The sequence below is a fragment of the Streptomyces sp. NBC_01264 genome, assembly GCF_026340675.1.
Taxonomy (GTDB): domain Bacteria; phylum Actinomycetota; class Actinomycetes; order Streptomycetales; family Streptomycetaceae; genus Streptomyces.
Window position 1 is genome coordinate 1,901,195 of record NZ_JAPEOX010000001.1, and the last position, 12,264, is coordinate 1,913,458.

The following is a 12,264-nucleotide window of genomic DNA, read 5'->3' on the forward strand; positions in this document are numbered from 1 at the left end:
CGGGATTCAGGGGCGCCTCCCGGGCTTTCGTGGAACGGTCACTGGACGATGGCTCCTACGCCTCGTCGGACCCTGGCCGGCAGGGTGGTGCGCGGGTGCCAGCCCAAGTCCTGGGCGGTGAGGGCCGGCAGGAAGCCCGTCTGCCCCGATTCGCCGAGAAAGACGACGGGGCGGCCGTCGTGCCCGACGCCCAGGACGATGTCTCCCAGCGTGTGGGCGAAGGGGAATTCGGGGTTGATGGCCAGGCGTACTGAGATGTCGGGGGCGAAGCGCGAGAGGTGCTCGATGATTTCGGCGACGGTGGGATCGGCGGCGATGGGGTGCATGGAGCCTCCGGGGCTGGATGCGGAAGAGGGGTGCGAAGTCGTGCTCGACGTCGGCTATCAGGCCGGACGTGAGGTGGAGATGACGGTGGCGACCGCCGAGGCGATGACATGGGCTGGGGTCTCGACACCAAAGCCGATGCTGTAGCCGGGCACGGTTGCCGTTCCCGTGATGGCCAGCCGCCAACCCTCGTCGAGTCGGCCAGGCCGGCCTTCGGGGAACCAACCGAGGTAGAGGCGCCCGTCCTTGCTGGCGATGTGCATGTCGGCCCTGTCGTCCACGACGAAGTGGAAGTCCTCGGCCGTGAACTGGTCGATCACCTGGGAGGGCTGGCCCCGCCCGAGCATCCACGTGCGGATCCGCAGGGCCTCGATGCTCGTGGAGAATCCGGGGCGGCCTACCTCGACGGTCATACGCGATCACCTTTTTGACCTGCGGTTTCGGGGAAGGGGTCAACCTTGACATGGGTCGGCCGGTCTCTCCAGAGATGTACGCGTCTTGCCCGTCTGCCGTGAGCGATGTCCGGACAGCACGAAGCGAGGGCGGTACCCCGTCAGGGGGGTATCGCCCTCGCTTGGCGTTCTTCGGCTATCGGATTGATTCGGGAGTGGTGCTTCGCCGTCAGCCGTCAGGAATGCCTGCCGGGATGGGGCTCCGTGGCCGCCCCATCTCTATGGGGCGGGGGCGGCCTCGGCGTCCTCCGCAAGCGTCACGACCTGCTCACCGGGCCGACCCCAACGGTTGGTCCAGGGCGGCGCGGGCACGCGTCTCGAATTCGCGAATTCGCTGCCAGGTCAGGTCGGACAGGCCGACGGCATCGGCCGGTCCTTGCCGGAGCACAGACTGTACGGAACGTGAGGCCGCCAGAGGATGGCCAGGATGGTATGCGCCGCTCGAGCAAGCCCAAGCTGTCAAGGCGCGCACCGCTTGGTGAGCCGCACGCGCTACATCCTCGGGGCCCTCCACCAGAACCAGGGCGAGTGCCTTGCTGGTGGTCCGGCGCATGTCGACGACCTGGCTGTATAGCTCTGCTGCTTCGGGGCTGGGGCGGTCCTCGTCGTCGAGTGCCTGAACGATGCTGATGACTTCACCGTAATCAACCGCCGCGCCGACGAAGGCCACGTACGCCTGCCTCCGGCCGTCTCGACGCCAGTGCTCGTGTTGTGAGCGCCGCTGCATCGTCCCGTTCAGCCGTGCGGCGCCGAGCGCGCTCACTGCCCCCGAGCACGTACCGATGATTGCCGCCAGCGCCGCCACGATCCCTGGTTCCACAGATCCGCCCCCTACGAGGAACACCCCTGGCACTGTTCGACGAAGCCAGGGTCCACCTGGTTGCACGCGGGACGCTGGAGACGGCGGCCGGGTGCCGTCCGGCTTCGGTATGGTGCTGCCCTTCACGGAGGTACGACCATGACCGACGAACCCCTCGACCGATGGGCCGCGCGCCGCCAAGGGCGACTGCGCAAGCCCGGCGAGCTCAAGGCCATCACCCTCGGCGCCGGCCCGCAGCGCGCAGCACACGTGGACCCCCGCGCCCCTCGCCTGATCTTGGAGTGGGACGGCTTCGCCTGGCAGGCACTGACGACGGTGAAGAACTATGCAGAGGCCTGCCGCGTACTCGGCCGGACGCTTGAAGCCGCGAGTATCGAACAAGCCGAGACGACTGGCCCCATCACCGGACGCAATCCACTGGCCCCAGGGACCGGACGTCACCGAAAGCCCCGGCCCTGACCGATGCCGACCGTCCGACTCCCCGAGATCCCCGCTGACGTCCTGGACCTGATCGAAGCGCGGACTGGGCCCGTCCTCGGGTACGAGACCGTCAGTGCCGGGCTGAACAGTGCCGTCGCCGCCCGCGTCCGCACTGCCAACACCACGGTCTTCGTCAAAGGGATGCCCAGCGACCACCGCCGCGTCTGGACGCAGCAGCGCGAAGCCGACATCAACCCGAGCGTCCCTCACCTCGCGCCGACGCTCCTGTGGCACGTCCAAGAGGCCGGCTGGGACCTGCTGGCCTTCACCAACATCGACGGCCACCACGCGGACTACGCCCCCGGCTCGCCCGATCTTCCGCTCGTGGCCGAAGCGATGGCCCGCCTCTCCCCCGTCACCGCGCCCGGCATCACCATGCGGTCGATGCCGGAGCGGATGAAGGCCTACAGCGAGACGCCCGAGCTGTTCGCCGGCCCGAGCCTTCTCCACACCGACTGGTTCCCCAGCAACGTCCTCATCGCCGACAACCGCGCCGTCCTCGTCGACTGGGCCTGGGCCTCACGCGGGGCGGCGTGGATCGATCCAGCCCTGTGGGTGGTCTGGCTCATCAAGAGCGGCCACACCCCTCAGCAAGCTGAGGAGTGGGCGGCACGCGTCCCCACCTGGACTACCGCCCCGCCTGCGGCGGCCACCGCCTTCGCGAAGGCCACCGTCGCTGTGTGGGAGGAGATCGCCGCGGGCGAGCCGGCGGGCTGGGTCCTCGACATGCTCCAGGCCGCCCGCACCTGGTACGGCTCCCGCTGAGCCGGACGGGACGGTCAACTGCCACCACGGGTGGGAGGACGACGGAACGTGTCCGGCACCGCGGGCTTCGTGGCCGGTTTGGCAGTCGGGCCGATAGGACGCGGTTCCTGGACGGGCACGGCGGCAGACGGGCGGACGGGCCCCAAGGCCATGAGCCCTTGAAGTCGCTCGGCGGGGAGAGCCGGGTGGTCGGCGGTGTACATGGCGATGTACCCGGCGTTTGCCAGTTCCGCGTACGACGCCAGGTGCAGCACGGTGCTCAGCTGCGTGCTGGTCCCTTCAGGGAGAGCGAAGAGTTCCAGGTCACCGACCATGGTTGGGCGGAAGGCATGCCGTTCTAGCACCTCGATGACGGCCGGGTTGTCCTTGAGCACGGCGACCCACAGCGGATTCGAACTGCCGGGAGTCTGCCCGTACAGGACGTCGGGCTCGACGAAGTCAGTCATGTAACTCCTGGTGAAAGGGACGCCAGAGCGGGCTGGCCGTCCGATTTACGTGAGGGCGTCAGTGGGCGAGCGTTAAGGGGTGGTGCGTTCTGCCCGGCGACGCAGTGCCCAGACGGCGCCGCCGCCGGCAATGATCAGAACGCCGCCCAGGAGGCCGATCCAACGGGCGGAGCCGCCACCGGTATTGGCGAGCACGCCTGTCGGGGCGGGGGAGGTGGTACTCGAAGCTGTCTCAGCGACCGTGGGAGTGGCCGACGGGGCCGCGGAGGCTGCAGCCGAAGGTGTGGATGACGTGCTCGGCTTGGGCGTGGACGGGGAAGTCGGCGGAGGGCTGCTCGGGGGCTGGGTCGGGGGGATCTTCGAGTTGGTGAACTCCGCGGTGACCGGTGCGCCCGGCTTCGCAGTGACGGTCACCGGCTTGGCGGTCAGCTGGTATCCGGCCGGCGCCTTCGTCTCGGTGGCGGTGTAGGCGGTGCCGGTTCGCGCGGAGACTGTCAGCTTGGCCTTGGCTGTGCCCTCGGGTCCCGTGGTCAAGGTGAGCGTCTCCCCCTGGCCGCTTGTCGGTGTCACGTTGATCACCGCGCCGGACAGGGGCTTGCCGGTTTCCTTGTCCGCCTTCTTGACGATCAGGTCGGCGGCCTTGAACGGGTCGGTGATCACCATGGGCGTGACGGCATCGGTGATGATGACGTCCTGGTCGGCGACGGTGTCGTGGATCGGGCTGCCGCTGGCGGTTTCCTTGAGGCGGTAGGGGCCGGGTATGAGGCCTTCGAGGCGGAGCAGGCCGTCGGCGCCGGTCTTACCTTCGGCTGCCGGATTGCCGGAGGCGTCGAGGAGGGCAAAGGAGGCGCCGGCGAGGATGTCTCCGGTCGGGTCCTTCTTCTGGATCTCGATCCCTCCGGTCGTCACGGAGCGCTCGGTCATGACCGGCGGCGGGGCGGACGGGTCGGGGCTCGTGCTGGCGTGGGCGAAGGGAATGGTGGCGGCCATCGCCGTGAGGGTGAGGGCGAGGACCGGGGTTGTGCGGCGGCTGGGCAAGTGGTGGTGCTCCTGTTGATCGCAGTGGCGGGTGGTGCGGCGGCTGCTCGGCAGAGTGCTGGCCTGTCCCGCTGCGGGGACAGACCAGCGGGAATGGGCGGCCGCTCTCCTGGGGTGCGGTTCATCGCGTGGGGCTGGTTGCGGCCTTCACCGGCGTGGCCTGGAGGACTGGGGCCGGGGCTGACCTGACGGTTCCCCGGGTGCGTTTCGGGGAGAACCAGAGGTCGGCATACCTCGTGATGGCCTCCCTCAGCGGAGTCCAGTCGCCTCCTGACCAGCCGGGTGCGCCCTTGGCGGTGTTGTAGTCGGTGAAGACGCCGTGCCCGCTGAGGCCCGGGTAGCTGCCGGCGGCTTGGTCGCGGCGCTGGAATGTCCGGTGGTCGGCGAAGGACAGGACCAGGTCGTCGATCGTGCCTTTGTCTTCGTGGAGGATCCGGACGCGCAGGCCCCCGTATTCGCGATGGCGGATGGTCGGATGGAAGTCGACTCGCAGGCGCAGTGGGCTCCGGGGGCTCGGCGTCGCGTAATAGCTCTGCCCGATGACCGTGCTGCCGGGGAGGCCGAGAGCGAGTTCCTGATCGAAGAACCAGCGTGGCTGTAGGGACAATTCAACAACTCCACAGGTTCCGACTCAGCGGCCCGACCGCCGGGTGGGCACGGGGAGCCGCGCGCCCGGTGCGCTGCTGGTCGACCAGCGCGGAACACTGTGTGTCCGGGCGCTGGGCAGCACGCGGGGGCGGGCACGGGCGACATCGAGAGGCGTCGGCGCCTTCGGCGATGCCGGTCGCACCGGGGTGAGCTCGGCGCGTTCGCGCAGCGCCTTCGGCATCTCCTGCTCCCAGCGCAGGATCGGGGCGGGGTCCGCAATCGCAGCAGTGATCGCAGTGATGAGGCTGACGGGGGTCTCCGTGGACGCTGTCGCGTACCAGCGGTCCCATCCCTTCGGCCCGCCCCACATGAACCACCGGGCTTCCAGGGTGGTGAACTCCATCTCGGGGTCGAGGTCACCGGTGGTGAAAGCGACGCCCGCCAGCTTGTCGGGCGATGTCCATTCGAGGGTCCGTTCCACGGCGCGGGTCAGTTTCCATCCGTTGTGGATCATCGGAACGAGCCCGTCGTAGGCGCTCCCCTTCATGTGGGGAAGGTAGGACCCGGGTCCTTCGGTGTAGCCCTGGGCGAGGGCTTCGGTGAAGGCGGTGACGAACTCGGTGGGTGCCTTGTCGTTGAAGCAGACGCCCCAGACCGGGGCTGCGTGCGGGTCGCGGTAGGCGGAGATCCGCCAGAGGCCGTCGTCCTCGCCTTCGGGGAGGTAGCCGAGGCGGACGCGCCGGTCGGGTGAGGTCACGTAGCAGTTGCCGAGGTTGTCGTGGTCGAGGGGCCAGCCCAGGTCGCGCAGGGGCTGAAGCCCCGGGTCTCCTATGTATGTGGTTCCGGCGAGGTAGCGGGGGGTGACGTAGACGTCGCCGTCGAGGTCGTCGGCGTCGAATGCGGAGGAAGCCTCGCCCATCAGCCGGCCACCTGTCCCCCGGTGCTCGCGCCGGGGTTCTCCGGTGCGGGGTGGACCACGACCGTGATGTGGTCCTGGGCTTCCTCGATCCGGGTGGCGGCCTGGGCAGCATCAGCGGCGGTCACGACGACGAGGCCGACCCGGGCAACGTCGACATCGCCCTCGGGTGGCAGAACCACTTGGTCGCCGACCTCGCTGATCCAGCTGACCTGCGTCAGCCAGTCGGCGCCGACCAGGTGGGCGTCGATGCCTCGCTCGATGACGGTGCCGGATACCTCGGGGTAGAGCAGGCGTACGGCTGCGGCCTGCCGGCGGGTGGGCGTGAGGTTGGGTTCGGTGCCGAGGGCGAGGTCGGCGGCGGCCCGGGGCAGGTCGATGCCGGTCGCGAGCTGGACGAGCCGGCCGATCAGGTCACCGCCGATCCGCTGGTTGACCTCGATGATCCGCGGGCCGGTGGCGGTAAGCCGGAGCTCGACGTGGGAGATGCCGGTCGTCACCCCGAGGGCGGCGACGGCGGCCGTGGCGATCGGGCCGGCCTCGGCGAGCAGCGGGTCGGCTGCGTCCACGCTGTGGCCGATCTCCTCGAAGTAGGGCTCGAAGCCCAGTTCCTTGCGTGTGACGGCCACGGCGGTGGTCTGGCCCCGGTGGGTGACGCACTCGACGGAGATCTCCGGGCCATCGAGGTACTCCTCGACGAGGACGTCGTTGGAGTCACCGCCGTGCAGGTTCGCGCCGGCGGTCGCGAACTCGTATGCCTCGGGGAGCTGTTCGGCCTTGTCCACGCGGATCACGCCGACGCTGCCGGCCTGACCCGCCGGCTTGAGGACGGCGGGATATCCGATGGATTCCGCCGCGAGGGCGCTCTCCAGGAGGGAGGCGACCTTGATGGACTGCGCGGAGGGAACGGCATGGCGGGCGAACTGGGCCCGGCTGGTGGCCTTGTCGCGGCAGGCGTGGAGGACCTGCGGGTCGTCGGTGAGGACGGCCAGGTGCTGGGCCAGGTGTGCGGTCGCCACCAAGAGCGTCTCGTTCCAGGTGAGGACGGCGGCAACAGGATGGCGAGAAGCGAGGAGTTCGCCTGCGGCCAGCAGGGCCTCGCGGTCGTACGGATCGGCCGTCTCGTGGTCGATGACGAGTCCGTGCTCCCAGGTGATGGGGCCCGGGGTGATGACGACGGTGTCGTAGGCGGCGGCGACCGATTCCAGGCAGTAGCCGCGGTACAGGAAGTCGTTCGGGGCGACGACCAGGACGACCGGGCGGGAGGGTGCGGGGCGAGTGGAGGACAAGGGTCGGAAGGGTCCCGTTCTAGAGATGGTTGATGGAGGGCGGTGGCTGCTGATGGCTACTCCGGCGCCACCGAGGCCATGGGGCGGAAGCCGGCACGCAATCCCCGTGCGCCCGGAGAGAAGGACCGGTCCGGTACCCGCCGGGCCGGGGACGGAATTCCGACTGCCTTCTGCTCGGCGGTGGTCAGGTGCCGACGGAGTTCGGACAGTGGCCCGTCGTCAGTCGGCACCGCGACTCCGGCGTGGGCACTCGCCGCTGCGACGAGCAGGCATATGTCGTTCACGAGTCCGGCGGGGACAAGGAGCGAACGAGCGAGGGACTCCGCTTCCGGCTGGGGAAGGGTGTCGAGCCGCGAGGTGAGGCTCCGCAGGAGGCTTCCGGCAGCCGCGGCTTGATCCGCGCTGAACGACGAAGCGTTGTGGTTCGTACGCGACATGGCTTCTCCGGGGGTTGTTGTTCAGACGGCGGCTGGTTCGAGGGCCGGTCTGTTCGGCTCGTGCATGGCGGGATCGCGTCGCAGGCGCCAGAACGCGGTGGCCAGCCCGATGGCCTGGAGCGCGGCGCAGGCGGTCATCACGTGGCCGAGCGTCTCGGGCGGGGTGACGGCGACGAGGACGCCGGCGATCGGGAAGGGCAGCAGCATGATCAGGATGGTGATGCTGAGGGTGGCGCCGAAGACGTCGCGCGGGATGAGGCGGGAGCGCAGGGTGCGTAGGACGACGGTCATGGAGCCTTCGCCGGCCATCAGGACGGCGACGAGGACCAGGAACGGTGTGTAGTCGCTGGCCTGGGACACGGTGAGGCCGCCGAGCGAGGCGATCAGGGCCCCTGCTGTGCCGACGGGCCAGAGCCCGAAGCGGTCGATGGCGAACCTGGACAGGGTGGTGGCGAGGAGGGCGGCGGTCGCGGCGGCGGACCAGATGAGGCCTACGGAGGCGGTGCTGAGGCCGAAGTTCTGTACGACGATCACAGGGGCGGCGGCCTGGAGGAGGCCGGTGGCGAAGTTGCTGACTGTGAGGCCGGCGATCAGCCATCCGAGGGCGGGCAGTGCTCTGAGCGTCGACCAGCCCATCCTCAGGCTCTGTCGGGCGGTTGCGGAATCCGCGTCCTGCTGGGTCCGGCGAGCCCTGGGGGAGGTGACGGCCGCGAGGAGTGAGAGTGCTCCGATGGTGATGAGCAGGGTCTGCTGTCCGGCGTATTGGAGGAGGAAGGCGCCGGCGGCGGGTCCGGCGAGGGTGGCGGACTGGTCGATGCTGAGCAGTACGGACTGCACGCGGTGCTCGACGCGGCCCGGTTCCCGGCTGGCTGCGCCTCCGGCGGTCTCCGCTGCGACGTAGGAGTATTCGGTGAGGACGCCGATGACGGCGGCGAGGGCCATCACCGAGATCGTGGTGATGAGTTTGTCGTCGATGAAGGTCAGGGCCAGGACCGCTGCGGTGACGACCAGGGTTCGGATCGTTGTAGCGGTTCGGAAGACGCGTTCCGCGCCGTGGCGGTCGACGGCAGCGCCGGCACCGATGAAGGCTCCAATCCGGGGGATCCATTCCAGGACGAAGGCGAGGCCAGTCAGCATGGCCGAGGACGTGGTGGCCAGTACGAGCAGCGGGATCCCGTAGGTGCCCAGGTTGAACGCGGCGGCGTCCATGGTCCGCGGCAGGTAGATGCGGCGGAAGATGCCGTGATCGGGCAGGCGGGCATGGCGGCCACCAGCGGCTCTGTGACGGGTCATGATCACTTTCAGTCGGGGTGTGGCCGATGGGTGGTGGCCGGGATACTTCAGTCCTCGCGGTCCGCGGGTGTGGGCGCCGAGCCGACCGGCACCGTCAGTTCTGACGTGTGTGCTTGCTCGCGCACCTGGCGGAAGGACGGGTTGCTACGCGGAGCGCCGAGGGGCTGCCCCGGGCAGGGCGGCTCCCAGTACTACGCCCGGGACGGCTGCACGCACCCTGGACACCGGTGGGGCAGGCCGTGCGTGCCGCACGCGCTGGACGAGCGCGGTGTTCGCGGTGGCCCAGCCCTGCACCTCGGCCAGCGGCCCCTGCAGGTCGCGTCCGGCATCGGTCAAAATCCACGGAACGTGAGCGCCTTGCCGGACCAAGCCGGCGTCGACAGCTCGGGCAACACGGCTGGCTTCGTACGGGGCGTGGGGGTTGAGCAGGAACGTCACGGTGTGCGGGTCGCGCAGCAGGCCGAGGGCGGCTTCGACTCGGGTGACGAAGTCGGGCTGGTCATCGGGGTAGTCGTGTTGGCGGGCCCACCGGCCGAGCCGGTCGTAGACGTCTCCGAGGGCGAGGCCTGGCTCCGTCAGGGTGAGTTGCTGCTCTCCGGTGGTGAGGGTCTCGCGGCGGACGAGTCCACGACGGCGCAGGCCGGCCACGGCAGTCTTCAAGACGTCCACCGGGATGTCAGAGAACGTGGCTGCGAGGCTGCCTCGACGCCGGGCGACGGGGCCGTTGTCGTCGAGTTCGGTGATGATCCTTGTGGTCCACCGGTAGCTGAGAAGCGTCGCCGTGCGCACGAGGGAGTCGGCCTCGGGGTTCGGCTCGGTCATCGGACGCGGCCGCCCATGGAGGACCCGGCTCGGGGGCGATCGGGTACTCCATGGGAGAACAGGCTCGTGGAGCTCTGCGGGGTGCTCTCTGGCGTGGCCACCACCGGTGTGGGGCTCGGGGACGGGGAGCTGTTCGCGGCCCACATGGTCGGGCGGCCGGGAGCGGGCGCGGACAGCCAGAGCGGGTGCTCAGTGGCTTTGGTGCGGCCGGCTGCCCAGGTGGACAGGGCCTGGAAGGTGCTGGTCAGGGCTTCGCCCTGGGCGGGAGGAGCAATGCTCGGAACCTGTGGATCGGCCTGGGGCGGGGTGCCTCGTGGGATGCGGAGGGCGTACCTTCCCGGGTGATCGACTCATGGTCACCGAATGGGCCCGCGTTCGAGCGCGGGTCGGGAAGGCACGCCCGTGCTCAGCGTAGTCAACGAAGACGGCACCACCGAGTCTGGTATCTCTCTGATCGACGAGATCGTCCGGGAGGGCGCCCGGCGGATGCTCGCGGCAGCCCTGGAGGCCGAGGTCGAGCAGTACATAGCCGAGCTCGCTGGCCAGCACGACGAGCGGGGCCGGAGGCTGGTGGTCCGCAACGGCCGTCACCGGCCCCGGTCGGTGACCACGGCCGCGGGACCGGTCGAGGTGGCCGCGCCGCGTGTGAACGACAAACGAGTCGACGCTGGGACCGGCGAGCGGGAACGGTTCTCCTCGAAGATCCTCGCGCCGTGGTGCCGGAAGTCCCCGAAGGTCAGCGAGGTCCTGCCCCTGCTCTACCTCCACGGCCTGTCCTCGGGTGACTTCGTGCCCGCACTCGAGCAGTTCCTCGGCGGCACGGCCGGCCTGTCACCGGCGACGGTGACCCGGCTGACGAAGCAGTGGACAGCAGATCATGCCGTCTTCCAGCGCCGTGACCTGGCGGAAACCGATTACGTCTATGTGTGGGCCGACGGCATCCACCCCAAGATCCGTCTGTCCCAGACCCATTCGTGCCTGCTGGTCTTGATGGGCGTCCGCGTCGACGGCACCAAGGAGCTGATCGCGATCGCCGAGGGGCTGAGGGAGTCCACCGAGTCCTGGGCGGATCTGCTGCGGGACTGCCGCCGGCGCGGCATGCGCGACCCGGTCCTGGTCACCGGCGACGGGGCAATGGGGCTGTGGCGGGCCCTGGCGGAGGTGTTCCCCGCCGCCCGCCATCAGAGGTGCTGGGTTCACAAAACCCGCAATGTCATGAACGCGCTGCCGAAATCCGCGCAGCCCGGCGCGAGGAAAGCCCTCCAGGAAATCTACAACGCCGAGGACCGCACCCACGCCCAGAAGGCGGTCACCGCGTTCGAGAAGACGTACGGGGCGAAGTGGCCGAAGGCGGTGAAGAAGATCACCGGCGAGGTCGACGAGCTGCTGGCGTTCTACGACTTCCCCGCCGAGCACTGGATCCACCTGCGGACCACGAACCCCATCGAATCAACGTTCTCCACAGTCAAGCTCCGGACCAAGGTCACCCGCGGCGCCGGCAGCCCCACCGCCGCCCTCGCCATGGTCTTCAAGCTCGTGGAATCCGCCCAGGCCCGCTGGCGCGCGGTCACCGCACCCCACCTCGTCGCCCTCGTCCGAGCCGGCAACCGCTTCGAGAACGGTCACCTCGTCGATCAGGACGAGACCCTCGCGGCATGAACCACCTCAGCTGATCCACAACTCTTGACTATTGCTCTGGCGGGAGAGCTGGTAACTGCTGTGGCCGAGTCGGTCGACGAGGCCGTCCTCGACGAGCTGGCGCAGCGGCTGGTAGATCGGGGCGGTGGTGCTGGCGTGGTCCAGGACGACGTCGGCGAGCTGTCGGCCCGAGGCGCTGCCCTGGTAGCGGAGGGCCCACAGCAGGGAGGTGGCGTATTTGGGGGTGATCAGCTTGAGTGCGTCCTCGGCGTTCTGGGCCGCGGGTATCCGCTCGGGCTCCAGTTCGCCTGTGGTCCGGTTGGGCTTGGAGATCTTGTCCAGGTGGGTGTCGCCGTAGGTGGCCAGGGCGGCGATGACCGTTCCCAGGCTGCGTCCGCGCACGGAGAGCCGGTAGGTGACGTGGCGGACGGTCTCCTCGTGCCGGTCGACAAGTCCGTCAGCGGTCAGGGTGGTCAGCCGTGCGGAGAGCTGGGCGTCGAAGAGCATGGGGAGGCGTGTCTTGATGTCGGTGTAGCGCAGGGGCTGTTCGCCCAGGGTCATCAGGGTCCACACGCTCCAGCGGGGGCTGAGCATGTCGAGTGCCTCGGTGACGCGGGACAGGTCCTTCGCGATGGGGCGGGGCAGGCCGGGGGTAGCCACGGGAGGGTCTCCTGGGAGTTTCGGGTCAGTGGGTGCGCGAGGAAGTGCTGGACACCGCCCGGGCGGTGGACGCGACGGGCGGGGTCACGGGCGGCTCGGTGCGGCGCAGTCCCTGGAGGACGGCGGTCAGGGTCTTGGCGTGAGTCGCGTGCGCGGTCACCGCGCGGTGCAGCCTCTCGGCGCTGTCGCGGATGTGGCCGGCCTCGAAGGAGCCTATGTCCCGGTCTTCGCCCGTGTAGGTGCGCAGGCGGTCCAGCTGGAAGTCGATGCTGCGTTCGGCGAAGACCAGGTCACCG

At 69.4% G+C, this 12,264-nt stretch carries 15 protein-coding genes; 3 read left to right on the forward strand and 12 right to left on the reverse strand.

Going from position 1 to position 12,264, the window contains the following annotated elements:
* Positions 1-38: 38 nt before the first annotated feature.
* The 3 genes from OG435_RS08610 to OG435_RS08620 all read right to left on the reverse strand — a co-directional run bounded on the left by OG435_RS08610 (position 39) and on the right by OG435_RS08620 (position 1,581).
* On the reverse strand, positions 39-326 hold the full coding sequence (locus tag OG435_RS08610; protein WP_266876231.1) for a hypothetical protein: 288 nt from the start codon (positions 324-326) through the stop codon (positions 39-41).
* Positions 327-383: 57 nt separating this feature from the next.
* A complete protein-coding gene (locus OG435_RS08615) occupies positions 384-737 on the reverse strand; it encodes a DUF317 domain-containing protein (protein WP_266876232.1) in 354 nt (117 codons plus the stop codon).
* A 307-nt stretch (positions 738-1,044) separates the two neighbouring features.
* Entirely contained in the window at positions 1,045-1,581 is a 537-nt protein-coding gene (locus tag OG435_RS08620) for a hypothetical protein (RefSeq protein WP_266876233.1), read from the reverse strand.
* 153 nt (positions 1,582-1,734) lie between these two features.
* Here OG435_RS08620 and OG435_RS08625 point away from each other — a divergent pair, with 153 nt between their 5' ends.
* Positions 1,735-2,055: a DUF6087 family protein gene (locus tag OG435_RS08625; RefSeq protein ID WP_266876234.1), complete on the forward strand. Its 321-nt coding sequence runs from the start codon at positions 1,735-1,737 to the stop codon at positions 2,053-2,055.
* Between the two features lie 3 nt (positions 2,056-2,058).
* Positions 2,059-2,841 (forward strand): aminoglycoside phosphotransferase, encoded by a 783-nt coding sequence (locus OG435_RS08630; protein WP_266876235.1) that lies wholly within the window; start codon positions 2,059-2,061, stop codon positions 2,839-2,841.
* A gap of 14 nt (positions 2,842-2,855) precedes the next feature.
* Here OG435_RS08630 and OG435_RS08635 read toward each other — a convergent pair whose 3' ends face one another.
* The 7 genes from OG435_RS08635 to OG435_RS08665 form a co-directional block, all read right to left on the reverse strand.
* A complete protein-coding gene (locus tag OG435_RS08635) occupies positions 2,856-3,287 on the reverse strand; it encodes a hypothetical protein (RefSeq protein WP_266876236.1) in 432 nt (143 codons plus the stop codon).
* 72 nt (positions 3,288-3,359) lie between these two features.
* Positions 3,360-4,325: an MSCRAMM family protein gene (locus tag OG435_RS08640; RefSeq protein WP_266876237.1), complete on the reverse strand. Its 966-nt coding sequence runs from the start codon at positions 4,323-4,325 to the stop codon at positions 3,360-3,362.
* A 121-nt stretch (positions 4,326-4,446) separates the two neighbouring features.
* A complete protein-coding gene (locus tag OG435_RS08645; protein ID WP_266876238.1) occupies positions 4,447-4,932 on the reverse strand; it encodes a hypothetical protein in 486 nt (161 codons plus the stop codon).
* A gap of 24 nt (positions 4,933-4,956) precedes the next feature.
* On the reverse strand, positions 4,957-5,832 hold the full coding sequence (locus OG435_RS08650; protein ID WP_266876239.1) for a DUF317 domain-containing protein: 876 nt from the start codon (positions 5,830-5,832) through the stop codon (positions 4,957-4,959).
* Positions 5,832-7,118, reverse strand: coding sequence for an ATP-grasp domain-containing protein (locus tag OG435_RS08655; protein WP_266876240.1), 1,287 nt, complete (start codon positions 7,116-7,118; stop codon positions 5,832-5,834). The genes OG435_RS08650 and OG435_RS08655 overlap by 1 nt, the downstream gene beginning before the upstream one ends.
* A gap of 458 nt (positions 7,119-7,576) precedes the next feature.
* Positions 7,577-8,848 carry an MFS transporter gene (locus OG435_RS08660; protein ID WP_266876241.1) on the reverse strand — a complete coding sequence of 424 codons (1,272 nt, stop codon included), beginning with the start codon at positions 8,846-8,848 and terminating at the stop codon, positions 7,577-7,579.
* A gap of 144 nt (positions 8,849-8,992) precedes the next feature.
* Positions 8,993-9,670, reverse strand: coding sequence for a winged helix-turn-helix transcriptional regulator (locus OG435_RS08665; RefSeq protein WP_266876242.1), 678 nt, complete (start codon positions 9,668-9,670; stop codon positions 8,993-8,995).
* A gap of 402 nt (positions 9,671-10,072) precedes the next feature.
* Here OG435_RS08665 and OG435_RS08670 point away from each other — a divergent pair, with 402 nt between their 5' ends.
* Complete coding sequence (locus OG435_RS08670) at positions 10,073-11,329, forward strand: IS256 family transposase (RefSeq protein WP_266874713.1); 1,257 nt, start codon at positions 10,073-10,075, stop codon at positions 11,327-11,329.
* 6 nt (positions 11,330-11,335) lie between these two features.
* Here the strand turns inward: OG435_RS08670 and OG435_RS08675 are convergent, their stop codons facing one another.
* Together OG435_RS08675 and OG435_RS08680 are read right to left on the reverse strand one after the other, a co-directional pair.
* Positions 11,336-11,968 carry a winged helix-turn-helix transcriptional regulator gene (locus OG435_RS08675; protein ID WP_266876243.1) on the reverse strand — a complete coding sequence of 211 codons (633 nt, stop codon included), beginning with the start codon at positions 11,966-11,968 and terminating at the stop codon, positions 11,336-11,338.
* 25 nt (positions 11,969-11,993) lie between these two features.
* Complete coding sequence (locus OG435_RS08680) at positions 11,994-12,128, reverse strand: hypothetical protein (protein WP_266876244.1); 135 nt, start codon at positions 12,126-12,128, stop codon at positions 11,994-11,996.
* Between the last annotated feature and the right edge of the window lie 136 nt (positions 12,129-12,264).